Source organism: Paraburkholderia sp. SUR17, from assembly GCF_029536165.1.
GTDB lineage: Bacteria > Pseudomonadota > Gammaproteobacteria > Burkholderiales > Burkholderiaceae > Paraburkholderia > Paraburkholderia kururiensis.
Genome location: NZ_CP120509.1, coordinates 2,574,591 through 2,598,685, shown reverse-complemented (window position 1 = coordinate 2,598,685; position 24,095 = coordinate 2,574,591). Strand labels below are relative to the sequence as shown.

At 64.6% G+C, this 24,095-nt stretch carries 20 protein-coding genes and 1 pseudogene; 9 read left to right on the top strand and 12 right to left on the bottom strand.

The window, feature by feature from the left end; all coding sequences use genetic code 11:
• The first annotated feature begins 10 nt into the window (after nucleotides 1-10).
• Nucleotides 11-310: a hypothetical protein gene (locus tag P2869_RS28815; protein ID WP_277598733.1), complete on the top strand. Its 300-nt coding sequence runs from the start codon at nucleotides 11-13 to the stop codon at nucleotides 308-310.
• Between the two features lie 37 nt (nucleotides 311-347).
• Nucleotides 348-2,483, top strand: coding sequence for a phospholipase C, phosphocholine-specific (locus tag P2869_RS28810; protein WP_277598732.1), 2,136 nt, complete (start codon nucleotides 348-350; stop codon nucleotides 2,481-2,483).
• A 17-nt stretch (nucleotides 2,484-2,500) separates the two neighbouring features.
• Here P2869_RS28810 and P2869_RS28805 read toward each other — a convergent pair whose 3' ends face one another.
• The 3 genes from P2869_RS28805 to P2869_RS28795 all read right to left on the bottom strand — a co-directional run bounded on the left by P2869_RS28805 (nucleotide 2,501) and on the right by P2869_RS28795 (nucleotide 5,415).
• The gene (locus tag P2869_RS28805; protein WP_346833753.1) at nucleotides 2,501-3,493 is read right to left on the bottom strand and encodes a LysR substrate-binding domain-containing protein; all 993 of its coding nucleotides are present in this window, start codon (nucleotides 3,491-3,493) and stop codon (nucleotides 2,501-2,503) included.
• A 101-nt stretch (nucleotides 3,494-3,594) separates the two neighbouring features.
• Entirely contained in the window at nucleotides 3,595-5,022 is a 1,428-nt protein-coding gene (locus tag P2869_RS28800; RefSeq protein ID WP_277598731.1) for a PLP-dependent aminotransferase family protein, read from the bottom strand.
• 171 nt (nucleotides 5,023-5,193) lie between these two features.
• Nucleotides 5,194-5,415: a hypothetical protein gene (locus P2869_RS28795; protein ID WP_126879078.1), complete on the bottom strand. Its 222-nt coding sequence runs from the start codon at nucleotides 5,413-5,415 to the stop codon at nucleotides 5,194-5,196.
• A 26-nt stretch (nucleotides 5,416-5,441) separates the two neighbouring features.
• Between P2869_RS28795 and P2869_RS28790 the strand changes: the two genes are divergently transcribed.
• Together P2869_RS28790 and P2869_RS28785 are read left to right on the top strand one after the other, a co-directional pair.
• Nucleotides 5,442-6,674 (top strand): FAD-binding oxidoreductase, encoded by a 1,233-nt coding sequence (locus P2869_RS28790; RefSeq protein WP_126879091.1) that lies wholly within the window; start codon nucleotides 5,442-5,444, stop codon nucleotides 6,672-6,674.
• A gap of 64 nt (nucleotides 6,675-6,738) precedes the next feature.
• The gene (locus tag P2869_RS28785) at nucleotides 6,739-7,887 is read left to right on the top strand and encodes a branched-chain amino acid ABC transporter substrate-binding protein (RefSeq protein ID WP_199540972.1); all 1,149 of its coding nucleotides are present in this window, start codon (nucleotides 6,739-6,741) and stop codon (nucleotides 7,885-7,887) included.
• Nucleotides 7,888-8,099: 212 nt separating this feature from the next.
• Here the strand turns inward: P2869_RS28785 and P2869_RS28780 are convergent.
• The 4 genes and pseudogenes from P2869_RS28780 to P2869_RS28765 all read right to left on the bottom strand — a co-directional run.
• Nucleotides 8,100-8,280, bottom strand: a pseudogene (locus tag P2869_RS28780) (hypothetical protein); the annotation flags it as partial.
• A 268-nt stretch (nucleotides 8,281-8,548) separates the two neighbouring features.
• Nucleotides 8,549-8,941 carry a hypothetical protein gene (locus tag P2869_RS28775; RefSeq protein WP_277598730.1) on the bottom strand — a complete coding sequence of 131 codons (393 nt, stop codon included), beginning with the start codon at nucleotides 8,939-8,941 and terminating at the stop codon, nucleotides 8,549-8,551.
• An 82-nt stretch (nucleotides 8,942-9,023) separates the two neighbouring features.
• A complete protein-coding gene (locus P2869_RS28770) occupies nucleotides 9,024-11,903 on the bottom strand; it encodes a filamentous hemagglutinin N-terminal domain-containing protein (RefSeq protein WP_277598729.1) in 2,880 nt (959 codons plus the stop codon).
• A 10-nt stretch (nucleotides 11,904-11,913) separates the two neighbouring features.
• Nucleotides 11,914-13,476: a ShlB/FhaC/HecB family hemolysin secretion/activation protein gene (locus P2869_RS28765; RefSeq protein WP_277598728.1), complete on the bottom strand. Its 1,563-nt coding sequence runs from the start codon at nucleotides 13,474-13,476 to the stop codon at nucleotides 11,914-11,916.
• A gap of 280 nt (nucleotides 13,477-13,756) precedes the next feature.
• Between P2869_RS28765 and P2869_RS28760 the strand changes: the two genes are divergently transcribed.
• On the top strand, nucleotides 13,757-14,860 hold the full coding sequence (locus tag P2869_RS28760) for a helix-turn-helix domain-containing protein (RefSeq protein ID WP_277598727.1): 1,104 nt from the start codon (nucleotides 13,757-13,759) through the stop codon (nucleotides 14,858-14,860).
• 74 nt (nucleotides 14,861-14,934) lie between these two features.
• Here the strand turns inward: P2869_RS28760 and P2869_RS28755 are convergent, their stop codons facing one another.
• The 3 genes from P2869_RS28755 to P2869_RS28745 form a co-directional block, all read right to left on the bottom strand.
• Nucleotides 14,935-16,233, bottom strand: a complete 1,299-nt coding sequence (locus P2869_RS28755) for an SUMF1/EgtB/PvdO family nonheme iron enzyme (protein ID WP_277598726.1) — start codon at nucleotides 16,231-16,233, stop codon at nucleotides 14,935-14,937.
• A 185-nt stretch (nucleotides 16,234-16,418) separates the two neighbouring features.
• The gene (locus P2869_RS28750) at nucleotides 16,419-17,075 is read right to left on the bottom strand and encodes a helix-turn-helix domain-containing protein (RefSeq protein ID WP_026121459.1); all 657 of its coding nucleotides are present in this window, start codon (nucleotides 17,073-17,075) and stop codon (nucleotides 16,419-16,421) included.
• Between the two features lie 201 nt (nucleotides 17,076-17,276).
• A complete protein-coding gene (locus P2869_RS28745; protein WP_017774914.1) occupies nucleotides 17,277-17,741 on the bottom strand; it encodes a universal stress protein in 465 nt (154 codons plus the stop codon).
• Between the two features lie 312 nt (nucleotides 17,742-18,053).
• On the opposite strand from P2869_RS28745, the gene P2869_RS28740 reads away from it, so the two are divergent.
• Both P2869_RS28740 and P2869_RS28735 read left to right on the top strand, forming a co-directional pair.
• Nucleotides 18,054-18,746: a FadR/GntR family transcriptional regulator gene (locus P2869_RS28740; protein WP_033351039.1), complete on the top strand. Its 693-nt coding sequence runs from the start codon at nucleotides 18,054-18,056 to the stop codon at nucleotides 18,744-18,746.
• Between the two features lie 228 nt (nucleotides 18,747-18,974).
• On the top strand, nucleotides 18,975-20,495 hold the full coding sequence (locus P2869_RS28735; protein WP_277599873.1) for an MFS transporter: 1,521 nt from the start codon (nucleotides 18,975-18,977) through the stop codon (nucleotides 20,493-20,495).
• Between the two features lie 63 nt (nucleotides 20,496-20,558).
• Here P2869_RS28735 and P2869_RS28730 read toward each other — a convergent pair whose 3' ends face one another.
• Entirely contained in the window at nucleotides 20,559-21,149 is a 591-nt protein-coding gene (locus P2869_RS28730; protein ID WP_026121461.1) for an acyl-homoserine-lactone synthase, read from the bottom strand.
• 162 nt (nucleotides 21,150-21,311) lie between these two features.
• Here P2869_RS28730 and P2869_RS28725 point away from each other — a divergent pair, with 162 nt between their 5' ends.
• Entirely contained in the window at nucleotides 21,312-21,629 is a 318-nt protein-coding gene (locus tag P2869_RS28725) for a hypothetical protein (protein ID WP_017774918.1), read from the top strand.
• Here P2869_RS28725 and P2869_RS28720 read toward each other — a convergent pair.
• Nucleotides 21,613-22,317: a LuxR family transcriptional regulator gene (locus P2869_RS28720; RefSeq protein WP_017774919.1), complete on the bottom strand. Its 705-nt coding sequence runs from the start codon at nucleotides 22,315-22,317 to the stop codon at nucleotides 21,613-21,615. The two genes, P2869_RS28725 and P2869_RS28720, sit on opposite strands and share 17 nt — an antisense overlap.
• A gap of 575 nt (nucleotides 22,318-22,892) precedes the next feature.
• Between P2869_RS28720 and P2869_RS28715 the strand changes: the two genes are divergently transcribed.
• The gene (locus P2869_RS28715) at nucleotides 22,893-23,846 is read left to right on the top strand and encodes a dihydrodipicolinate synthase family protein (RefSeq protein ID WP_277598725.1); all 954 of its coding nucleotides are present in this window, start codon (nucleotides 22,893-22,895) and stop codon (nucleotides 23,844-23,846) included.
• Nucleotides 23,847-24,095: the final 249 nt, after the last annotated feature.

The window sequence follows — 24,095 nt, the reverse complement described above, 5'->3', positions numbered from 1 at the left end:
GAGTGCCCACATGAACGCGATTCCTCTGCGTCGCCGCGGCGGCACCTGCCGCATCCGTACCGTGCTCGCCGTCTGCGTGCTGGGTGGGCTGAGTGCGCTTGTTGCCGGATGCGGCGGCAACGCCTCGGACAACGCTACCCCGAGCGCCGCAAACGCAAACGCGAACGCGAACGCCGCGCTGGCGGGTGCCGGCGCGGCGAGCGCACCGGTACCAATCGTCGCGCTGCCTGGTGCCGGCCCATGCCCTGCATCCGGCACGACCGCGCTGCAGTCGCCTTCACTGAATTCCCAGTTGCGCTGCGCGCCGTGACGCGCACGCCTTTGCGAGACGACCTCTTTTCCCGATCATGACGCTCATCGACCGCCGTTCGTTTCTCCGTGCCGCTGCTGCCGGCACGGCCTTCGCCATGTTTCCGCCCGCGATCCGGCGCGCGCTCGCGATTCCGGCCCACAACCCGACCGGCACGATCAACGACGTCCAGCACGTCGTCATCTTCATGCAGGAAAACCGCTCGTTCGACCATTATTTCGGCACCATGCCCGGCGTGCGCGGCTTCGGCGATCGCCTGACGATTCCGCAGCCGGGCGGCGCGTCCGTCTGGCAACAGGGCGACGGCGCGCGCACCTTGCTGCCGTTCTATCTCGACAGCACGAAGGGCAACGCGCTGCTGGTCGGCGGCGCGCACTCGTGGACCGACGCGCATGCGGCCTGGGACAACGGCCGGATGACTGCGTGGCCCGCCTCGAAGGGCGAGATGTCGATGGGGTATCTGCTGCCGTCCGACCTGCCGTTCCACTTCGCGCTGGCGAATGCATTCACGATCTGCGACGCGTATCACTGCTCGTTGCACGGCGGCACGAACTCCAATCGCATCTTCCAGTGGACCGGTACGAACGGCCCGACGGGGTCCAATACGGCGGTGGTGAACAACAACGGCTGGGACAGTCTCGGCGCGTCCGCCACGGGGCTGTCGTGGACCACGTATCCGGAACGCCTGCAGGCGGCGGGCGTGAGCTGGAAGGTCTACCAGAACATGCCGGACAACTACACCGACAATCCGCTTGCCGGTTTTGCGACCTTCCGCAAAGTCAACGAGACCGTGCCGGGTTCGCCGAATGCGCCGTATTCGTCCGCGATGGAAGCGCTGTCGCCGCTGTACAAGGGCATCGGCAACACGATGCCCGACGGCGGCTTCCTGCAGGCACTCGCAGACGACATCGCGGCCGGCCAGATGCCGCAGGTGAGCTGGATCGTGTCGCCGGCGGCGTACAGCGAGCATCCGGGTGTATCGACGCCGGGGCAAGGCGCGTACTACCTGCAGCGTCTGCTGGACACGCTCACCGCGAACCCGGACATCTGGAGCAAGACCGTGCTGTTCGTGAACTACGACGAGAACGACTGCTTCTTCGATCACATGCCGCCGCCGAACCCGCCGTCGCGCAACGCGGACGGGACGTACGCGGGCAAATCGACCGTGGCCACGCAGTACGAGTATTTCACCGTGCCGAACCCGCCCGGCGACGAGTCGCCGCTTGCGCCCGACGGTCGCCCGTACGGCCCGGGCCCGCGCGTGCCGATGTTCGTCGTCTCGCCGTGGAGCACGGGCGGCTGGGTCAACTCCGAAGTGTTCGACCATACGTCGGTGCTGCGCTTTCTCGAGCAGCGCTTCGGCGTGCAGGAACCGAATATCAGCGCGTGGCGCCGTGCGGTGTGCGGCGATCTGACCTCGGCCTTCAACTTCAGGAATCCGAATGCGAGCCCGGCGACGTCGCTGCCGGCGCCGAGCAAGGCTACGGCCGATGCGCAGAACACGCAGCAGAGCCTGTTGGGCGCAGTGCCTGTGCCGGTGGCCAGTGCGCAGCAGATGCCGACGCAGCCGCAGGGCACACGCCCGTCGCGCGCGCTGCCGTATGAGTTGCACACCAGCGCGAATGCCGACGTCGCGGGCGGCCTGCTCTGGCTGACGTTCAGCAATACGGGCACGGCGGGCGCGGTATTCCACGTGTACGACAGGTTGCATCTGGACCGCGCGCCCCGCCGTTACACGGTCGAAGCAGGCAAGCAGATTTCGGACGCCTGGAAGGCGGTTGCCGACGACGCGGGCAACTACGACCTCTGGGTGCTCGCACCGAACGGCTTTCTGCGCGAATTTCGGGGCAATGTGGCGAAGGCCGCGAGCGGACCGGCGGCGGAGATCCGCGTCTGCTACGACCCGGCGAACGACGCCGTGTACCTGACCATCATGAACGTCGGCAATGCGACGAGTCAGGTGACCGTCACGTCGAACGCGTATCGCACGGATGGACCGTGGACCTACGCCGTGCCCGCCGGCATGCAGGTTGAGCCGTACTGGACGCTCGCCGCGTCGAGCGGCTGGTATGACTTCACGCTAACGGCCGAAAACGGCCTGGCGCGGCGCTATGCCGGCCGTGTGGAGACTGGGAAGGACAGCATCACGGACCCGGCGATGGGTTCGGCCTGAGGAAGACTGGGTAAAACTCACGCCGGTTCGCCGCAGCCCGCGACATTGGCGATGAATGCCGAGATGAGCCGCGTGCCGGCACGCGCGTCGAGGTAATACAGGTACTCGTGCATGGACGGCATGTCGTCGACGATGGCCACCGCGCGCAGATCCGGATGCGCGCCCACTTCGCCGCGCGGCATCAGCGTGCAGCCCATATCGCACCGGACTGCCTCGCGCACCGCCTCGCGGCTGCCCAGTTCGATCGCGTTCGGAGGCAGGTCGACGCCCGCCTGCTTCAGGACGTGCTCCATGAGTGCGCGTGTGCGGGAACCCGATTCGCGCAGCAACAGGGCGTGTCCGGCCAGTTCCGCGAGCGAGATCGCGTCGCGCAATGCAAACGGATGAGAGGCGTGCACGACAGCGACGAGCGGGTCGTTCGCTATCGTGCGCCGCACGAAGCGCGGATCGTCATTCAGTTGCGACGACACGGCAATGTCGACGCGAAAATCGGCGAGTGCGTCGAGCACCTGTTGCGAGTTGCCAATTTCGATATTGATCCTGACGCCCGGGTACTGACGTCGGAACGCGGCTATCGAAGGCAGGATATAAAACGGGCCCGTCGTGCCGACGCGCAAGGTGCCGGTGCGCAACTCCTGTTCGTTGCGCAGCGCGAAGTCGATGTCGTTCTTGATCTGCAGCATCTGGCCGATCATCGGCATCAACGCGGCGCCCATGTCGCTCAAGTCGAGACGATTGCCGCGGCGATAGAAGAGCTCGACGCCATAATGACGCTCGAGTTGCTGGATGCGCGAGGTGATGGTGGGCTGGCTCACGTCGAGGCGCTTCGCAGCGGCGGTCACGCTGCCTTGACGAGCGGTTTCGTAGAAAGCGGCAGCAAGCAGCGCGAGCATGGTAGGGCCAAGGGAAAAATGCGTGGATATTACCGGGGACACATGACAAATGGATGCCAGCTGAATGTAAGGGTATGTCCGTGGCGGATCAGTCAGCCTGTCGATCACGTCCGACATCGCGGTAGCCAGCAGCACGCATTCCGATCGGCTTCGCGCTCGCGCCGCTCAGCGCCGGGACGGACAGGAACGGTGCCGCCAGACATCCTTCTGGCGCATCCCTAGATCGTGCCGTACAGCGCGCGCGGCCGGTCGCGCAGCGTACGCGACAGCACGTCCAACGCACGCGCGAGTTCTTCGCGCGACGTTGCACACGCAAGGTTCACGCGCACGCCGTGCTCGATCGTCTGGCGATCCACCGCGAACGCCGACGCGGGCATCGTGTTGACCCCACGCGCCAATGCATTCGCCGCGAAATCGTCCGAGCGCCATGGCTCCGGTACGCGCAGCCATATGAACATGCACGCGGGGTCGCTCTTCAGCAGGTCCCTCGGCAACAGCTCCCGCGCAAGTTCCTGGCGCGCCTGCAGTTCGGCGCGCTGCGCCTCGAGTATGGTCTGGGCGGTGCCGTCTTCGATCCACCGCGTGGTGACTAGCGTGGAGAGCGGAGCGGGCATCCACGCCGTCGTGCGGACCGCTTCGGCCGCGAGCGCCGCGCCATGCGGCGGCGTCAGCAGATAGCCTACGCGCAGGCCCGGCGCGAGAATCTTCGACGTCGAAGCCACATGGAAGGTCAACTCCGGGCACAGGCTCGCGATGGTGGGCAGCCGCTTGCGCAACAGCGGGCCATAAACGTCGTCCTCGATGATCGCGACGTGATGACGGCGCGCGATGTCGACGAGCGCGATGCGCCGCTCGAGGCTCATCGTGACCACGCCTGGATTCTGCAGGTTCGGCACCGTGAAGATCGCCTTCACGCGCATCCGCTTGCACGCGTCTTCCAGATGTCCGGGCAGCAGGCCGTCGTCGTCGCTTGGAATGCCGACCAGCTCGAACTGGAAGACAGGCGCCAGCGCTTTCAGCCCGTAGTAGGTGAGCTTGTCGGACAGGATCACACCTTCGTGTCCCATCAGACTGCTCAACACCGCATAGAGCCCGTGCTGCGCGCCGCTCGTTACGACGAGATTGTCCGTGAGCGGCGCGAAGCCGGGCGCCGCTATCCATTGGGCGCCGGCGGCACGCGCCCAGTCCGGTCCCTGGGGCGGCTGATACTCCTGGGTTTGCGCGAAGCGCGGGTCGCGCGCGATGGTTCCCATCGTGCGTGCAAGCTGCGCGAGAAATTCGCCGGTCGCGGGGCGGTTGACGGTGAGATCGATCACCGCGTTCGTTTCGCCGCCCGCCGCACTCGTGCCGCGCTGCTGCGTCGTCTTGACGGCGGGCATCGCACCGCCGGTCACGATCGAGCCGCGCCGCTTGCTTGCCACGATCAGTCCGCGCGCCTGCAGCTCCTTGTACGCCCTCGATACCGTCGACACGTTGATGCCCAGTTCCAGCGCCAGATCGCGCTGTGGCGGCAGCCGGCTGCCGGGCGGATAGCGCCCATTGCGCACCTGTTCCTCGAGGTTGCGCGACACCTCCAGATAAGTCGCCTGCCGTCCTTTTGTCTGGATCTTACCGTCTTGATTTGTGTGGTTATCGTCAGCTTTCATGCAAGTAGTGGCTCCATACAAAACTCCGTCGGCCTGTTCAGCAGGTAGTCGTGGCAGGGGGCGCGATCGGGCAGCGAGTGCGGCGGCTGCGCGACACGTGCGGCCATGGTGTGCACAATTCAGCCTGATATCCCGGTGCCATGATCCGGATTGTCCTGGAAACGTTGGCTCTCACACAAACGAATTAAATTTGCACACAAAATTTTGTTGTGTGAGTATGGACTCAAGGTTTTGTCCGGCCACGTCAACGACGCAACACGCACTGTAGTACAGGAGAAGACGCTCGTGATGGATCAGCACCCTCTCGTTCGCGCGCAGGTCGACGCCCGCCGCGTTCGGGCCTTCGTCACGCAGTCGCGCGCGCCAGACGGCAACAGCTGCCGACGCTTCCATGAATCCGCTACGTACGGGGTGAAATGATGGCCGACGTTGCTGTGATCGGTGCAGGCTTTGTCGGCTTGTCCTGCGCACACTGGCTGCTTCGGGACGGGCACCGCGTCACGCTGTTCGATCCGCAAGGCCCGGGCGAGGGCGCATCGTACGGTAACGCCGGCACGTTCGCGAACTACGCGTGCATCCCGGTGAACAATCCGGATGTCTTCCGCAATCTGCCACGTTTCCTGTTTTCGCCGCAGAGTCCGCTGCGGATTCGTTGGGGGTATCTGCCGAGGCTTACCCCGTGGCTTGCGCGTTTTCTGCTGAGCTCGACACCGCGTCGCTATGAACGGAGTGCGACGGCGCTCGCCAGCCTGCTGTCGCGCGCTTTCGAAGGCTATCGCGAGATGCTCGCGACCGATGCGCTCGCGAGCTTCGTGCGCGAAGGCGAATGCCTGTACCTGTACTCGAACGAAGCGTCGTTCCAGGCGGCGCAGCGATCGCTCGCGCTACGCCGCTCGCTTGGTGTGCAGTTCCAGACGCTCGGCCGCGAGCGTATCCAGCAGCTTGAGCCGAATCTCGCACCGATCTTCCTGCACGGCACGCTCTTCTCCGGAAGCTGGTATCTGAGCGATCCGCGTGCATTCCTGCAGGCATTGCACGCGGCGATGACGCGCCAGGGCCTCGTACACGAGCGCGTTGCGATCGAACGGGTGGAACCGCGGCCGCATGGCGTGCGGCTTGTTGACACCACGGGCCGCGTGTTCGATGCGGCCCGCACTGTTATCTGCGCCGGCGCCTTGTCGAAGCGATTCGCGCGGCAATGCGGCGACACGGTGCCGCTCGATACCGAACGCGGTTACCACGTGCGCTTTCCCGGCACGTCGAACCTGATTTCCCGCCCGTGTGGCTGGGCCGAACGAGGCTTTTACATGACGCCGATGACGGGTGGCATCCGCGCCGCGGGCACCGTTGAACTGGGCGGCTACGGGCCGGAACGCAACGCGGCGCTGCTGAATCTGCTCAGAACGTCGGCGCGCGAGGCGCTGCCCAGCCTCACACGACCGGACGCGGATTGGCTGGGCTTCCGGCCCACTTTGCCGGACGGTCTGCCGGTGATCGGACCGTCGAGCGCGTCGAGGCATGTCGTGTACGCGTTCGGGCATCAGCACGTCGGCGTTACGCTGGGCGGAGTGACTGGCAGCGTGGTGGCCGATCTGGTGGCCGGTCGCGCGAGCCCGATCGATCTGCAGCCCTACAGCCCACGCCGTTTTTGAACCAGGCAGCTTTCGCGGGCCTCGCTTTCAACCACCGCAACAGCCATCACAAAGAGGAAACACCATGAACCGCCGCAACCTGGTATCAGCACTCGCGCTTGCCGCGCTGTGCGTCAACGCGCCGTCGTACGGCGCGGATCCCGAGATCGTCAAGATCGGTTTCGCAGGACCGCTTACCGGACCGGTGGCGCGGGTCGGCAAGGACCTGCAGTACGGAGCGCAGCTCGCGCTGGACGAGGAAAACGCGAAGCACCCAACGGTGGCCGGCAAGCCCGTCAAGTTCGTGCTCGACGTGCAGGACGATCAGGGCGACCCGCGTATGGCGATCCAGGCCGGGCAGAAGCTCGTGGACGACGGCGTGGTGGGCGTGATCGGCCACTACAACTCCGGGTGCAGCATTCCGGCCTCTGCGATCTATCACACCGCCAACGTTGCGATGATCACGCCGGGCTCCACCAATCCTGCGCTCACGCAACAGGGTTTCGCGAATGTGTTCCGCACGATGGGCAACGACGGCGTGGGCGGCGTAATCGCCGGACGGTTCGCAGTGGAGCAGTTGAAGGCGAAGCGCATCGGCATCATCGACGACCGTACCGCGTTCGGTCAGGGGCTTGCCGACGCCTTCGCGAAAGGCGTGAAGGAGGCGAACGGCAACGTTGTGGACCGCGAGTTCACCAACGACAAGGCCGTGGATTTCCGCGCGATCCTGACGACGCTGAAGCAGAAGAACATCGATATGATTTTCTTCGGCGGTCTGGACGAGCAGGGCGCAATGCTGGTCAAGCAGATGCGCTCGCTCGGCATGCCGACGCAACTGTTCGGCGCGGGCGCGTTGAAGAGCAACGCTTTCCTGCAGATCGCGGGCAGCTCGGGCGAGGGCACCCAGGACCTGGAGCCGGGCCCGGCACTCGACAAGCTGCCGTCCGCGCAGGATTTTGCGAAGCGCTACAAGGTACGTTTCAATCAGGATGTCGAGCTGTATGCGCCGTTCGCCTACGACGCCGCGCTGGCGATGATCAAGGCGATCCAGCAGGCCAACTCGATTGATCGCGCGAAGATCGTCGCCGCGCTGCCGAAGGTGACGGTGACGGGCGTGACGGGCAAGATCGAATTCGATCCGTATGGCGACCTGATCAAACCGCCTTACACGCTGTTCCAGGTGCAACAGGGGCAGTGGAAGAGCCTGCGGACCGTGGGAGGCAATGGCGCCTGACGGGTTCTCGCACGAAAACGCCAGCATCGCGCGCCTGACTGCGGCCGCCTGCCGAGGCAGGCGCGCGAGCCGGGCCCTGGTTGCGTGCAGACAGCCGGTCGCCGGCACTGACAAAGCCAACACCCGCTTCGGCGCGTCGCTGTCCCCGCCGGGCGATGTGTGAATCATATAGCGTGGTTCATGTACGAAGTCCCGGACAGCTCCGGGAACATCTACGGTGCGACGGGACATTCATCCGAAACCTTGAACACATCAACCGCGTGCCTGAGAAGGCTTGCCTGTTCGTTCATCGAGTGGGCAGCGGCTGATGCCTGCTCAACCAGCGCAGCGTTCTGCTGTGTGACCTCGTCGAGCTGCTCCACTGCCGAATTCACCTGCTCGATAGCTGCCCCTTTGGTGCGCAAACCGACCCGCGATCAGCTCCAGTGTGGACGTCTTGCCTGCGCCTGCGTAGGCCTTGATCTTGAGCATCTCGCCGGCTTCCGCTGCGGCGAGCGCTATCTGCTGTTCGTTGGTTGGCGAGAAGGTAGTCATGGGACTGGTGAGACTGGGATGACCCGGACATTCTTGCCCCCAATGCCCGCGCTGGAATGAACAAATCCTGCACAAAACGCACTGCTTTCGGGCCGCCGGCGAGGAATTGCGACCGGCGGCCCGACCGTCATGCGAGAGCGGCTAGAACCTCCTGCGACAACGGGTCGGCAGTGGCGTGCAGCGTGTCGACACGTGCACTGCCGGCCACCAGTCGGCGGGGATCGATCCTGATGAGATCGACTGTTTTGCCTCCGCGCGCCGGTTCAGGCGAAGTCGTGTAACGGTTGCCCCGCGCGATATGGTCGTGGATGTTCGGCGACAGGCGGTACCCGAAATCGCCCGTTGCGTCGCTGGCGACGAGGCCCAACGCGCTGAGCGGCAACGAACGGAGATCGTTGTCGAGCACCCGGTTGAGGACGACGTCACGAACTGCGGCCGAGGCAACGGGACTGGCGTATTCCGTGTCCGTGTGCCGCAGTTGCAGAATCGCGAGCCACGGCTCTCGCGCCGTAAAGACCACGGTATTCCATGACGCTGGGTCTGCCGGTTTCGTCCGGGTAGAGCGTGGTGAAGTTGGGTAGCGCAGCGCTACCCAACCTCACTCAATTGCCGTTACGCAACCCATCTGGCAAACGAATGCCGGTGTCGATCACCTCGAGACCCGGCACAGTGGCGGGCACGAGATTGCTGGCCGTATTGAATGGGCCATCCGTGCCTGCAAACTGATCGCCTCGGGCGCCGTTCGCCGCAGCGGATGACTGCATGTCCGACGTTGCTCCATACATCGGTGACGTGCTCGACACGATTGCCTGTGCCCAGGCAAGCACGCCCCTATACCCGGCGGCGCCTTCGCCGGCCGGGGCATTTGACGAAGCGGGCGTGCCGGGCGTATCTGTGGCACCTGATGTACCCGAAGGACGGGACGGGCTCGTCGGTATGACTGTCGGCGGGATCGTGACCGGTGCAGCGCTCGCGTAGACGAAGTGGTTGCCGGCCGCGATCGTCGATGGCGCGTTGCTGGCCATGGTCGCCCCGTACACGTCGGCGCCGCCGGAGATCAACCCGCCAACGGCGTTGCTCGAGGGGCTGGCCGAATAAACCAGCCAACGGCCGTTCGGCGTGGATAGCGCGTTGGTGCCCGCATTGTTGACGAAGCTCGTGCCGGCGAGCGAGAGGGCGTCGCCGCTTGAGCTCGAGGTGAGTCCCGCGTTGAGCGTCAGCACATTGCCCGCCACCAGGCTCAGTCGGCCGGCCACCGAAACGGCGCTATTCACGGTGATGTCGTTCGTCGCCTGCAACGTGATGCTGGAGCCCGCACCGGCGGCCACGGCCAGTTGAGCAGGGCTGACGGTTACATCGGCCATGCTGCCGCTTGCCAGGTTGCCGAGATTGGACGGATCGGCCACCAGCCAGACCATACCGTTCTGGCCTTGCGAAAGAACGACGTAGTTGCCATTGGCGAGCGGGTTCACGCCGTAGGACCCATCCCCGGTGGGACGGCCGACGTAATCACCGGCGGAACTGCCGACGAGCGAGTTCGTGCTGGAGACGACACCCACGACGCCGCTCGTGCCGCTGCCCCAGGTTACGGCGCCCGTGCCGGCGCTCCATCCGCCGCTGTCCACTACATAGTTGCCGTTGGCGAGCGCCGTGATGCCGTAGGCGCCGACAGAATCGTTAGCGACGCTGCCGACGAGCGAATTGGCGCTGGAGACGGTGCCGGTGACGCCGCTCGTGCCGCTGCCCCAGGTCACGGCGCCCATCCTGCCGTTCCATGAGGAGCTGTCGACCACGTAGTTGCCGCCGGTCAGCGCTTTCACGCCGTTGTTGCCCACCTGGTCACCGGCATGACTGCCGGCGAGCGTCGAAATCAGCGCGCCGGTGCGGCCGTCGTAGAGATAGACGGCGCCCGCAGTAGAAGCCCCGAAGTTGTCTTGCGGCGAACTGACGACGATGTTCCCGTTCGACAGTTCGGTCACGCCGCCGCTGCCGTGTTGGTTGCCCGCCGCCGCGGCCGGATCGGCAAGATCCAGATAGAACATCGACGAGGTGGGACTCGCGTCGATCACGATGTTGGCCGGGTCGTACAGGATCTGGCCGCCGGCGCCCACGCTGACGGTACCGGCCAGATTGAGCGTGCGTTTGGACGATACTTCGACGAAGCTGTCGTTGCCCGCGCGCGTCTGCCCGAAGTAGTTCGTGGTGCCATCCGACCAGACCGTGACGTGCGCACCGTCGCCGCCCGTCAGCGTTGTCGTGCCATTCACCGCGACGCTCTGTGCGTTCGCGATGTCCGCATCCTGCCCGTGCGCACCGCCGCCCACGCGCAGGCTGCCGTTGTTACCCGTGGCGAGCTGCGCCCCGGCTAGCGTGACCGTCTGGCCGGCCACGGTCAGATCGGTCGTGCCCGTGAGTGCGCCCGAGATGAACGTATGCTCGCCGCCGTCAACCCGCACGCTCTTGCCGCTGACACGGCCACCGGCTGTCTGGACCAGCGCGTACGTCGCGGCAAGGTTCGCCGCGTCGGCGCTGATCGTGCCCGACTGCAGCACGCTGCGCGCGCTCACGTCGACCTGCCCGCCGGTCAGCGTGCCGCTGTTCTGCGCGACGCCGGTGGTCGAATCGCCAAGCAGCCTGATCGTGCCGCCCTCGTTATCGACGTGGGCGGCCTCGATCACGCCGCTATTGTTCACGACGGCTGAAATCAGGCTGTTCGCGGCCTTGGCCGTGAGGACGACCGTGCCGCCGTCGGCTTTGATCAATTGCCGATTCTCGGCGAGCGCGTCGAGCGTACCCTGGTTCACCTTGATGCCGATCAGGCCATCGCCCGCGAAGTCGAGCGTGATGTCGCTGCCGGCGGCGAGCGCCACCGTGCCCAGCCTGGCGGCGATTGTGCCTTGGTTGCTGACTTGTCCCCCGAGCAGCGCGACGTAATCGCCGTTGATCGCCCCCTGGTTGACGACGCTGCCGGCCGTGCCCGTGAAGCGGAAGTTGCGGTTCATGAAGTCCGCGTCGGTGATGTTCTGCGTCGAGGCGACGAGCCCCCCGACGTTCACCTGCGCACCCTTGCCGAACAAGATCCCGTTCGGGTTGACGAGAAAGACCTGGCCGTTTGCGTTGAGCTTGCCGTAGATGGCGGAGGGGTCCGAGCCGAGTACCCGGTTGAGCGCGATGGACGACTTGTTCGGTTGAACGAAGTTGACCGTCTCGGGCGCCGCGACATTGAACGAATTCCAGTTGATAGCCAGGCTCTGACTACCCTGGCTCACCGTCATCGCGCTGCCGGCTTGACTGATCGTGCCGGAGCCCGCGCTGACCTGCCCGCCGACGGGCAGTCCATAGGCGTTGAGGGCCACGAGCGACACGATGGCGAGGGCGGCAGCCTTGAGCTTGCTGCCCTTGCCATGGGTCTTGGCGGTTTCGGGTACGGCGACCCAGGCATTGACGGTCTGATTCCAGACCAGACGGTAGGCATGGTTCATGGAATTCTCCTTAGAAGTATTTGATCGCTTGCAGCCAAGCGCGCGGGCTGCGGTCTCCGTCCGAGGTCGGGCGTGAGCCGGTGCGCCAGGCGACATCGGCCCGGATCAGCAGATTGCGCGGCAAGGTGTACGAAAGTCCGATGCCGGCGCCGGAGAGGCGGCGCTTGTTCGCGCCGTCCGCGGTTATCGGCTGATGGTTCAGGTACCCCTGGGCCGCGTCGAAGAAGGCGCTGGCCAGCCACCTCGAGCCGATCGCATAGCGCAACTCGAGCGTGCCGAGCCAGGCGTCGTCGCTCGGCGACTCGTCGCCCGAATAGGCGCGCACGGCGCCTTCGCCGCCGAGCACCATCTTTTCCGAACTGTCGAGATTGCCCATCGCGTGCTGGGCGCGCAGTGAGGCGTAGAGCGAGAAACGACCGGGCAAGCTTTGCAGCCGGGAAAGCGCGAAGTTGAGCTTGTGGTAGCTGCCTTCGGTGTCGTGGCCGGCAAGGTCGAGCGCGCGCGTTTGCGCGTCGGGCGTCAGATTGCCGACCGAAAACGTCGCGCTCCATGCGGTGAAGCCGCCGCCCGCAAGTTGATCGAGGCGATCGCCCGAGACGCCCAGGTTCACGACGTTGACGATCTTATGCGACGAGGTGACGGTCGCATCGATGTCGTCGGTCAACGCCTTGTGGTCGAAGTCGAGCTGGACGTTGAGGTTGGTGAGGCGGCTCCGTACGACGGGATGAAGCACATAAAAGCTGCTGATATAGGCAGTGCCGTGCGCGTGCAGCGAGTCGAAGTCGCTCCCTAGCCGGTAGTGCATCGCGGAGAAGGCCGCCCCCAACTGGGTGCCGGCCGAGTTGACCGGCAACTGATAGGCGGCGCGGCCGTACTGCAGGCCGGTTGATACGACAGTATCGAGGGCGAGGAAATCGCCCATATGCAACGGGTCGGCGAGCACGACACTGCCGTCCAGGCGCGGGTGGCCGGTATAGCGATCGCCGTAGTTGTCGATGCCGAGGCTGCCGCTGACAGGCGGCGCGCCAGCGACGCGCACGTCGAGATCGGTCATGCCGACCGAGGCGCCGGGGCTGAGGGTCGAGCTTACCCGCACGCCCGGTACATCGCTGAGCAGCAGCAGGCTTCGTTCGAGATCGGGGCCGTTCAGGGCTTCGCCTTGCTTGATTGCCGACAGGTGTTTGGCGACCCTCGCTTCGGAGAGCCGCGACGTGTCCTCGATCGTAACTTTGCCGACACGGCCCTCGAGCACGGCGATTTCCACGGAACCGTCCTTGATGTCCTGGGCCGGAAGGTAGGCGCGCGCGAGCAGATGGCCGCGATCGTGGTAGTAGCGCGTAATGCGCTGGGCCAACTCGTCGAGTTGCGCGAGCGTCAGTTGCTTGCCGATCGAGTCGCTGACGAGTGCCAGGAGCTTGTCCTCGGAGTACGCCGTGATGCCGGTGATGCGCACGCGCGTGACGGCGATCTGGGTGGTCGTATCAAGCGTAAGAGCTGGTCTCGCCGGGGCTTCGGGCAGTGCCTCGCTCGACCGGGGTGCCGCTTCGGGTACTGGCGCCGTGTTGTTGAGCAAGGTGCCGGCGTTAGGTAAAGGGGCGGCATAAGTCGCGCTGGCTGCCAGAGCGAATGCTGGCCACGACAAGGCAGTTCGCAAACGAGTCCTGCGGAAATGTGTACTGGAGATTGGAGGCACGCTTGTTCCTTCGCTGACGGTCCGAGTTGTAACTAGTTGTAAGAGTCGGCGCAGGGTAGCGGAACTTTCCGAGCGCAATTAACCGCCTGTCCCAGGCGTGCAGGGTTTCCGGACGCAAACGTTTTAATCGTCGCGTTTGGGTGAAACCTGCGAAATAGCCTTGCGCATCGGATTTGAACTGTTTAGCATCGCGCGTCGCCTTCAGGAACCGCCGGGCCGCCGCTCCGACTTCATGTCTCATCACCCGCTATGGCGCGGCAGCGCCCCGACGCTCGCTAACGGGATCGCCCATAGTCATTTCGATGTCGAAAACGAGCCGATTTCGCGGCAACTGCTGGCTTGGCGCGAGCGAGTCGGCCATGTCATCGATGCCGTGCCGTCGCGCGAGCGGATCGAGCGGCCGTTTCGTGGGTCGATTGAACGCTACGATGTAGGCGACATCGTCCTCACGGATTGCCGTTCAGACGAACTGCTGCTTGAACGCGCGATCGCCCGTATTTCACGTGACAACGTTCGGAGTTTCGTTTTTCATGTGTTCCTCGCCGGCGGTGTCGAGTCGCTCGGGGTGCATTCGGGTGCACGGCGTAGCACAGTCAGGCAGGGCGGCATTCTCGCGCTGGACATGGACCAGCCGATCCGAATGCTGCGAGGCGCCGTCAGGGTCGTAACGCTATTTGTGCCGGGCGCGCTGTTGCAGCAGACCGTGGCCGATCCGGCGGCGCTTCACGGCCGCGTGCTCGAGTGGCACAAGCCCCACGCTGGGTTCGTCGTCGAGCATGTCGCGGCTCTCGCTGAAGAGCTTCCTTTCATGCCTGCGATCGAGGCCCGCCACCGCCTTGTCGATGCAGTGCGATTGTTGGGCGCTGCGTTCGTGCAGGACGCGGGTCTTGCTGGCGATCGGCACGCGGCGGCGCGGGGTGCGATGTTCGATCAGACGCGCCGCTACGTGCGTGCCAACCTTGAAAACCCGGAACTTTCGCCTGAACATTTACAGAATGCACTCGGACTGGCGCACTCGACGCTGTACAGGCTATTCGAGCACGAAGGCGGAGTCGGAACTTACATTCGCCATCTGCGTCTTCGGCGTGCGGTGGACGAATTGGTTCAATACCCCAATCTTCCAGTGAAGGACATTGCTTACGCGATGTGTTTCAAAAGCGCTCAGGATTTCAGCCGGGCGTTTCGTCGAGCCTACGGTATGACGCCGCGAGATGTGCGAGCGACGGATCGCCACTGCTTGTTCGACGAGAAAGTCGACGCGTAGGCCAACGAAGCATTAGCCGGAGTGCCCTCAAGGAACGGATTATTTCGTCCGCTACCGAAGAATCAGCTTATGGTTTACTTGTCACACGCGCTCACGCACCTGAACCCCGCATACACGTACTGATAACGCGGCTGAAACCAGTTGCGAAACGTGGGCCGCAGCATGCAGCGCGCGGTTCGCGCGGAGCCGCCCTTGAGCACGTAGTGCTGGCCATCGAAGAAGTTTGCCGAATAGCCCAGGTAGAACGGGAACGGCTCGAAGCCGGGCAGCGGTTCGAACAGCGTCGAGGTCCATTCCCAGCCGTTGCCGTGCAACCCTTCCGCGCCGAACGCGCTGCGACTTTCGGGGAAGGCATCCACCGGTTGCGGGTCCCAGCTGCGGAAATCGAAGTTGCCGCTGGTGGGCTGATCGATGCCGTGCGCGGCGCGCTGCCATTGCGCTTCCGTCGGCAGCGATTTGCCGCGCCATCGTGCATAGGCACTTGCTTCGGCGTGACTCACATACGCGGGCCATGCGGGCGGCAGGTCGATTTCGTCGAACATGGTGCGTAGGGTCCAACCGTCGCCGGCTTGCGACCAGAAGACGGGATGTTCGATCTGCTGCGCTTCTTTCCAGGCCCAGTCCTTGTCGTTCCACAGGGCGCGCTCGCGGTAGCCGCCGGCCTCCACGAACGCGCGATATTCGCCGTTCGTAACCATGTAGCGGTCGATCTCGAACGCGGGCACATCGATACGCGCTTCGCCGAATTCGTTGTCCCAGCCGAACCGGCCGCCTTCGCGCGGCATGCCGAGAATTGCCGTGCCCGCAGGCACATGGACCATTGAGGGCGACAGGGTGTGAGAGCCGTCGCGATTGCCTGCGTGCGCGGCATCCGACGGCGCATGCTTCTGGTCGAGCGGCAACTGATGCAGCATGTACGCGAGCGTTTCGACGTGCATCAGCCGGTGCTCGATCGCCACGTTCAGCAGTTGCGCGGGCGAACTGGTGTGGATGGCGCCGCTGCCCAGATCGAAGGCGTGCAGGCGGGCGTCGATCTGTTCGCGGGCGCGCTGCGCGTAATCGAGTACGACATCGAGCGCGGGCCAGTCACTGGGCACGTCGGTGGGCAAGCCGCCATCTACCGGGTCGATGCCGAACGCGAACAGCGCATCGAGCTTCGGATCGAAGGAAGGCAGATCGAACAGGCGTTCGCTGAACAGATTGCGATCGAACGCTTCCAGGTGCCCGATGTAGAACACGATGCGGTGCCGTTCGCCGATGGGCCGTTCGTAGAGAAAGTCGCACTTCACGGCGGCGAACAACGCATCGCTCACGCGGCGCGCTTCGAGAAGACGTTGGACGAGCGGGTGAATTTCAACTGCGTCGCGGTTCATTGCGCCGGCTCTCCTGAAGGGAAGGTCGTGAAACTGTACCGTCTTCGCAGAACACGTGCCACGTCACGCGACAGCGCCGCGGCCTCGTGACGAGGTGCGCGGCGCACTGGATGGTGTGGAACGGAAAGGCCCCGGAAGCAGGGCGGACGGCCGCGTCGAGACGTGAGCGGCCTGTGCGGAGCGGCTTAGATTTGCCGCAGCCCTTCAATGTCGACGATGCGGATGAACTTGCCTTGCGTGTCGATCAGGCCGCGCTTTTGTAATCTCGACAGGGTGCGGCTCACGGTTTCGAGCGTCATGCCGAGATAGCTGCCCATGTCTTCGCGCGTCATGCGCAGGTTGAATTCCGCGGACGAATAGCCGCGCTGCGCGTTGCGTTCCGAAATGTCGAGCAGGAACGCGGCCACGCGTTCGTCTGCGGAAAGCGAGCCGAGCACCATCATTTGCGCGGATTCGCGAATCAGCTGCTCGCTCATGAGCCGGTGCAGACGTTCCTGCATGGCGCTGACTTCGCGGCACATCGTCTTGAGCGCGCCGTAGGGAATGATGCAAACGGAGCTGTCTTCGAGCGCGATGGCGCTGCACGCGTGACGGTCTTCGCTGATGCCGTCGAGGCCGAGCGCCTCGCCTGCGAGGCGCAGGCCGGTGACCTGCTCGCGGCCGCCGCGGTGCGCCATGACGGTCTTCAGCGAACCGGACCGCACAGCATAGAGACTTTCGAACGGGTCGCCGATGCGATAAACCGCTTCGCCGCGCCGCACGGCGCGCGCCGTGCAGATCAGCGATTCGAGCTTCGGCATTTCGTCGGCGGCGAGGCCCTGCGGCATGCAGAGCTGACGCATCGCGCAGGTGGAGCAACGGGCGGCTGTGCGGGACGGCGTGGATGCCGCCACGTGCGTGGTACGGCGCACGGTGGTTTGCGGAATAGCGGTCGGGGTCAGCATGGCCTGCTCCTGGGAACGTTTGAAGAATTTTCCCATCGCACGCCGATGTTGATCAGCGACAAATCGACGCGCACCCGCCGCGCGGCCCTTTGCGCGAGGTCACACCTCCTGCACGCCGCTCGCGGCGGATGGAATCAGGAGCACGGGCAGGTTTGCCTGGCGCACGCAGTGTTCCGCGATGCTGCCGAGAATCAGACGGCGGAATCCGCGGCGGCCGTGCGTGCCCATTACCACGAGGTCGGCATTGAACGCCTTCGCGCGCGCGAGGATCAGCGTGGGCACGTCGTCCAGCGACGACGCTTCGCCCGTCGCCAGTTCGCCCGCCACGCCCTTCGCGCGCATGGCTGCGCCAAGCTCCGCGGTGAGCGTCTTGCCTTGCTCGATCATCTGCGTGCGCAGGATCGACGGGTCGTAGCCGGGGGCCTCGAAGTAGAGCGGCGTGTTCTCGATCACATAGAACGGCTGCAATTCGGCGCCCGTCGAGCGGGCCAGTTCGAGTGCGGCGTCGAAGGCACGGCGGGATGTTTCGCTGCCATCGACCGCGACGAGAATGCGTTTGTACATGAGGAACCTCCACGTTGACAGGAAAGGACGCCGGGCAGCTTAAACGATCGCGCGGCGCGCCGCATCGAAAGACGCCTGAAAGCAGGATGTCAATTCGCCGCTTGCCAAGTTGAACCGCGCGGCCGGCGTCGCTCTCGGGTGCGTGCGTTCGGGCTTCGGGCAGCAAATCGATCGACATGAGCGCATCTTTGCGCATGAGCGCGCCCGGGTTTGCCTTACAATCGACACCAATTTTTGACAAGCTGGCGGCTGTACGCCGCTGTTGCTTCGACCCGCCCCCCCGACCACGACAGGCGACCCCCACAAGCGACCATGGCGAGCGAACGTAAGGCGACCGGTCTGCCGGAACAGATCTACACGGACATTCTCAACCGCATTCTCGAAGGCGAGTACAAGGAGGGCGACCGGTTGCCCACCGAGCACGCCCTCGCCGAGCGTTTCGAGACGTCGCGGCCCACCGTGCGCGAGGCGCTGGCGCGGCTGCGCGCGGACGGCATCGTGGTCACGCGGCATGGTTCGGGAACCACCGTCGCGCGCCGGCCCGATCCCGATGTGCGTCGCTTCGCGCCGCTCGAAACGCTCTCGGACATTCGCCGCTGCTACGAATTCCGTGTCGTCACCGAGGCTGGCGCCGCAGCGCTTGCGGCCCAGCAGGCGGAGCCCGAAGACATCGAGGCCATCCAGCAGGCATGGGACGACCTCGAGCGCGTGGTGGAAACGCAGGGCATCGGCGCGAAAGACGACTTCACGTTCCATCTGGCGGTGGCCCGCGCTTCTCGAAACCAGTTTTTTATTACGGTAATGTCCTTCATCGAAGAACAGATCGTGTTCAGCATGAATCTGTCGCGCAACCTTTCGCTGGTGAAGACGATCGAGCGTCAGCGCATGGTTCAGGCCGAGCATCTCGCGGTGCTCGAAGCCATTCGCCGTCACGACGCGGCGGGCGCGGCCGATGCTATGCGTCGCCATCTGGAGAACGCACGAGACCGGATGTTCGGTTCGTGATCGCATGGCGCGGCCGGTTTTCCGGTGCGCCAGCCTGTCCGCAGGGTTCGGTCCGCGGGCTTGCCCGGGGACCGGTCCATTGGGTCGGTTTCCCGGTTCACGCCCCCGGCCTGTTCTTTCCCTTGCGTCTTTTTTTGCGTCTTTTCCGCGCTCTATTTGCGCCGCCCTGAAGTGACTTCGTCTGCCTCCACTCCCGCCTCCCTGCCTTTTCGCCACGCGCTGCTCGCCATGCTGGGCATCGGTCTCGTCAACATGCTGGTCGCGCTCGACCAGACCGTGGTGAGTACCGCGCTGCCGTCCATCGTCGCCGAACTGCACGGCTTCGAGTACTACGCGTGGATCGCAAGCGCCTATCTGCTCGCCTCCGTCGTCACGGTGCCGGTGTTCGGGCGGCTGGGCGACTACTTCGGCCGCAAGCGCTTCGTGCTTGCCGCGGTGATCGTGTTCACGGCGGCCTCGGTGTTGTGCGGCCTTGCCACGAGCATGCCGTTCCTCGCCATCGCCCGCGGGCTGCAAGGCGTGGGCGGCGGCATGATGGTGGGCACCGCTTTCGCGTCCATTCCCGACCTGTTTCCGGATGCGCGCGCCCGCGTGCGCTGGCAGGTCGTGATGGCGGCGGCGTACGGCATCGGCACGGCGGCGGGGCCGTCGCTCGGCGGATGGCTGAGCGAGCATTTCGGCTGGCGGTCCACGTTCTTCGTCAACCTGCCGGTGGGCGCGCTCGCGTTCTACTTCATCTGGGCGCATCTGCCGTATTGCCGCCGCGAACGCACGGGCGAGGTGCGCATCGACTGGGGCGGCGCAGTGTTGGTGGCGCTGGTGCTGGGCTGCTTTCAGGTGTTCATCGAGGCGGTGCCGAAGGACGGTTTCACCACGGGCAACCTGATTCTCGCGGCCGTGGTGGCGGGCGGCGCGGCGGCACTGCTCGCCTGCGAGCGGCGCGCGACGCATCCCATCATCCCGCTCGACCTCTTTCGCGACGCGCAGATCGTGACGCTCTTCATGCTCTCCACGCTCTCGGGCTTCGTGATGTTCTCGCTGATCTTCTTCGCGCCGCTCCTGTTGCAGGGCGGCTTCGGGCTTTCGCCGCAGCAGGCCGGTCTGCTCGCTACGCCGATTGCCGCGTGTATCGCCATTGGCAGCCTCATCAACACGCGCGTCGTGATTCATCTGCCGAAGCCGACGCTGATCCTCTCGATCGGCTTTGCCTTGCTTGTTGCGGCCTCCGCGGGTCTCGCGCTCGCGACGCGGTCCACGCCGCACCTGTGGCTCGAAGTGGCGATGTCGGCCGTGGGCATCGGCCTCGGCTTCATTCTCAATAACCTCAACGTCTTCGGCCAGGAGATTGCCGGGCAGGAGCGTTTCGGCATCACCACGGCGCTGCTGCAATCCACCCGCATGGTGGGCGGCATGCTGGGCACGAGCATCGTGGCGACCATCGTGAACCGGCATTACGCCTCGGGCGTGGAGGACGCGCTTCAGGTGCTCGACAAGCCGGTGGCGGCGCGCTGGCAGCCGGAGTTGGCCGATCCGCGCATTCTCATCGACGAAGGGTTGCGCGACAGTCTGCTGAACCAGCTGCGTGCGGCCGGGCTGGACGGGCCCGCGCTCATGGAGGCCGTGAGGCACATCCTCGTGCAGTCCATTCACATCGGCGTGGTGTTGACCGGCTGCGCGGCGCTTGCGGCCGTGTTGATCGTGCGCCGCATTTCGCACATCACCTTTCGGCGCGCTCCGCGAGCCAGCTGAGCGGTTTTCACGACGGGCGGCTGCTTGCAGCGGCAGCCGCCCGTCTCGATTGTCAGACCACCGTCATGCTGCCGCCGCCATCGGTCCGAACAGTGCCACGCGGGTTTGCGGACTCACCGCGATGTCGAGTGCGATGGCGTTTTCCGTGCCGATGCGCATGGGCGGCCCAAGCCGCGCCAGCTCGATGCCGGTGCGGCGCAGCAGACGCTCGATAGGCGTCGTCGTCACCGTGACGTAACGCGTAATGCCCATGCGGTCCGCGAAGGTCACAAGGGCGTGGATGGCGTGCATGGTCACGTCGGCGAAACCGAAAGACTGGTCGCCGCCCGCCTCGATGGCAAAGCGGCTCAGCTCCCAGATGGTCCGCCCCGTCGGCGCGGCCTTGCCGGCCAGCAGTTGCGGGAAGGTGTCGCGCAGCATGTTCGGCCCTTCGGTGGGCATCAGACGCCAACATCCGCGTACCTCGCCCGCCGGCTCCTGAATCAGCATGTAATGCGGCCCGAGCGCGTCGTAGCCGTCGATCTCCATGCCCGCAATGGTGGGGATATCCCAGCCCATGCGGTCGCGGAAGACACGAGCCCTGAGCCGGTACATCTCGTTGATATGTTCGTTATCGAATTCCTGCCGCAAACCAATCCGGATTGTTGCTTGCATGATGTTCTCCCGACACGTGTTGATGGCCTAAATACGTGTCGAAAGTTATGCATTTTGGGTAGAAAAACTACCTACCTACCTGGATAGGTGCGCGCGTGCGCGCAAGTGCGGAGAATCGGTCCGGCAGCAATTAATCAACAGGCATAACGGGCAGGGACCACCATGGAACTTCTGGAAAATCACTGGCAACCCGCGACGGGACAGGTACGGACGACGGCCGAGCTCGCCTCGGCGATCGACCGCGTTCAAATCATTGCGTACCGCAAAAGAAAGAAGGAAAGCCAGCGGCGTTTCTGGGCGCGCTTTGGCGTGACGCAATCGCGTGGAAGCCGCTTTGAATCGGGTGCGGAAATTCCCGCGCCGGTATCGATTCTGCTGGGACTTTATTTCAACAAGACGATCTCGGACGGCGATCTGGGCAGGGCGGAGCGCATGCTGTTCCGTCGTGATTCGGACGGCTCGATCAGCCCGGATCTATAAGGCCCAGCTGGGTGGCGATCACGGCGGCCGCCCGCCGTGAATTGACACCGAATTTCGCGCGAATGTTTTTCATGTGGAAATTCACCACGGCCTCGGAGCAATTGAGGATGTGCGAGATTTCCCACGTGGATTTGCCGAGCGCAGTCCACTTCAGGCATTCGCGCTCGCGCGGCGTGAGCTTGGGAATGAGCGTTTGCGCATGCGCACTCAAATGGCGTTGACTCGTGTCGATCACGAGGTCGCGCATCAATACGAGGTTCGGCAGTGCAGTGTCGATGTGCTGCCAGAACTTGTCATTCGGATTCGAATCGTTCACGAAGCACAGCATGCCGGCTTCCTGACGCGGCCCGTGAATGGGTAGCGTCACGCCGGCGCGCAGCCCATGCGCGCTCGCTTCTTCGTACATGGACTTCTGCGGCGTCGTGGCGAACAGATCAGGCGACCATACGAGCGGCGACGAATGCGTCGTGCAGTGCGAGACGGTTGGATCGATATAGGCAAAACCTTGGTCTGTATAGGCTTGTCGCCACGACGACGCGTAGTTGCTGCGCACGTAGGCATCCTCGAGGCGCATGCCCGGGCGCGGCAGGATGGCGAGCAGAACCTGACTGAAGCCCCACGAGCCGGCGAGACCGGCAACGGCGTCGAACCATTGCGTCTCGTCGGATGCGGCCAGTATCGGCGACATCTGCTCAATGAAATGTAGCGGCACGGTATTACTCTCGATTCGCGGCTGGCCAATGCCGCAGGCGGCGCGGGGAGGGTTGCGCCCCCCTCTTCGGTTGTAACAATTTATCACTAAATTTCAGCGGGGTCGTTTTTGTTCCTCGTATTGACGTAACCGACCTGCCTCCGCTTGCGTGACAGGTCGTGCCGGAGCGGTCATGGCGCGGCACAGCGCCGCCACGCGGGACCGCGGCGCAACTGGTATGGGCGTTGCAGATATTTTTGCCCGTGATTATTACAGGGCCGCCACACCGAACGCGCAAATCCCTCGCGGGAAATCCCGGAATGTTGCGCACGGGAGACGTCTGTTTAAAAACGCGACCTGCGGATTAGATCCTTAAAAAGAATATTTTGCTTTGATCGCGGCTCAATATTCCGTTCACGGAGTTAATCACCTGCGGGGTTTATATATTCTTCGGTGTTTCGCCCATATTCCGAAGCGGCCCGCGCGCGTCGCTGGTCGAGGATAAACTTGTTTGACAACTGACGAGCGGAGGTGCCACACTGCGGCATCCCGAACACGCTGGCCGAGGTGTCATGAACGTCTCTCCGATCGTCGAAAGCGAATTCGCCGCCACGGTGATGGCCGTGCCGCCGCTGGCCCGTCGCGTCGACTACACGCTGGACGCGGCGCAGAACCTCAAGCTGATCCGGCACATCGAGGCGGGCGGCGTGCGCACGCTGCTGTACGGCGGCAACGCTAACCTGTACCACGTGCCGGTGAGCGAGTATCGCGAGTTGCTAGACATGCTCGCAGACAGTACCGCCGAAACCACCCGCGTGATTCCGGCCATCGGGCCCGACTACGGCAAGATGCTCGACCAGGCCCGCATCCTCTCGCAGACGCCGTACCGCACCGCGATGGTGCTGCCGCTTGGCGGGTTCACCACGCCGGAGGGCGTCGAGATCGGACTTACGCGCATTGCGGACATTGCCGGCATTCCGCTCACGCTATATGTGAAGAGCGAAGACTACGTGGACGTCGATACGCTCGCGCGGCTCGTCGACAGGGGCACACTGATTGCGGTCAAGTACGCGGTCGTGCGCGACGATCCAGGTGATGACGCCTGGCTGAGGCGCTTATTGCAGAGCGTGAGCCGGGCCAAGGTGATTTCGGGCATGGGTGAGCGGCCCGCGCTCGTACATGTTCGCGACTTCGGGCTTGCTTCGTGGACCACCGGTTCGGGCTGCATCGCGCCGCGCGCCGTGATGGCGCTGCTGCGTGCCGCGCAGCAAAACGGGCTCGGCGAGGCTGCGGGAATCTACGATGCCTTCATGCCGCTGGAGACGCTGCGCGACGAGATTTCGCTGATCCGCGTGCTTCACGATGCTGTCACGTTCTCGGGCATTGCCGACATGGGCGCCATGTTGCCCTTGCTCAGTTCGACGCCGGCCTCGGATCATGCGAATATCCAGGCGGCGGCGCAGGCGTTGCTTGCGTTCGAGCAGGAGCAGGGCTGGATTCACCCGGGCCAGTCCCGGGTTCACTGACAACGGCTCGGCTGCCGGCTGTGTCCGCATGGACACGAGGCCGGCATAGTACGAGCCGATGGACCGATTCGGCACGCCGGGTGCGCTGGTAAGCAAGCGCCTGCAACGCAGACGCACGGCACCCGCGGCGCTACCGGTCCTGCCCGGGTGGTCACCACGCATGGCCAACCGGCACAACCCTCTTCCACACACTACGCGCCAGGCGGGCATGGCGGTGCCGTGACAGGTACCGCGGCCACCGGCGCTTCA

Excerpts from the sequence above, each read along its gene's own strand:
- P2869_RS28745 (WP_017774914.1), bottom strand. The coding sequence starts at position 17,741 with ATGTACAAACGCATTCTCGTCGCGGTCGATGGCAGCGAAACATCCCGC.
- P2869_RS28790 (WP_126879091.1), top strand. The coding sequence starts at position 5,442 with ATGGCCGACGTTGCTGTGATCGGTGCAGGCTTTGTCGGCTTGTCCTGC.
- P2869_RS28750 (WP_026121459.1), bottom strand. The coding sequence starts at position 17,075 with ATGCGTCAGCTCTGCATGCCGCAGGGCCTCGCCGCCGACGAAATGCCG.
- P2869_RS28730 (WP_026121461.1), bottom strand. The coding sequence starts at position 21,149 with ATGCAAGCAACAATCCGGATTGGTTTGCGGCAGGAATTCGATAACGAA.
- P2869_RS28800 (WP_277598731.1), bottom strand. The coding sequence starts at position 5,022 with ATGAAAGCTGACGATAACCACACAAATCAAGACGGTAAGATCCAGACA.
- P2869_RS28785 (WP_199540972.1), top strand. The coding sequence starts at position 6,739 with ATGAACCGCCGCAACCTGGTATCAGCACTCGCGCTTGCCGCGCTGTGC.
- P2869_RS28815 (WP_277598733.1), top strand. The coding sequence starts at position 11 with ATGAACGCGATTCCTCTGCGTCGCCGCGGCGGCACCTGCCGCATCCGT.
- P2869_RS28755 (WP_277598726.1), bottom strand. The coding sequence starts at position 16,233 with ATGAACCGCGACGCAGTTGAAATTCACCCGCTCGTCCAACGTCTTCTC.
- P2869_RS28740 (WP_033351039.1), top strand. The coding sequence starts at position 18,054 with ATGGCGAGCGAACGTAAGGCGACCGGTCTGCCGGAACAGATCTACACG.
- P2869_RS28805 (WP_346833753.1), bottom strand. The coding sequence starts at position 3,493 with ATGTCGGACGTGATCGACAGGCTGACTGATCCGCCACGGACATACCCT.
- P2869_RS28715 (WP_277598725.1), top strand. The coding sequence starts at position 22,893 with ATGAACGTCTCTCCGATCGTCGAAAGCGAATTCGCCGCCACGGTGATG.
- P2869_RS28770 (WP_277598729.1), bottom strand. The coding sequence starts at position 11,903 with ATGAACCATGCCTACCGTCTGGTCTGGAATCAGACCGTCAATGCCTGG.
- P2869_RS28735 (WP_277599873.1), top strand. The coding sequence starts at position 18,975 with ATGCTGGGCATCGGTCTCGTCAACATGCTGGTCGCGCTCGACCAGACC.
- P2869_RS28795 (WP_126879078.1), bottom strand. The coding sequence starts at position 5,415 with ATGGAAGCGTCGGCAGCTGTTGCCGTCTGGCGCGCGCGACTGCGTGAC.
- P2869_RS28810 (WP_277598732.1), top strand. The coding sequence starts at position 348 with ATGACGCTCATCGACCGCCGTTCGTTTCTCCGTGCCGCTGCTGCCGGC.
- P2869_RS28725 (WP_017774918.1), top strand. The coding sequence starts at position 21,312 with ATGGAACTTCTGGAAAATCACTGGCAACCCGCGACGGGACAGGTACGG.
- P2869_RS28720 (WP_017774919.1), bottom strand. The coding sequence starts at position 22,317 with ATGTCGCCGATACTGGCCGCATCCGACGAGACGCAATGGTTCGACGCC.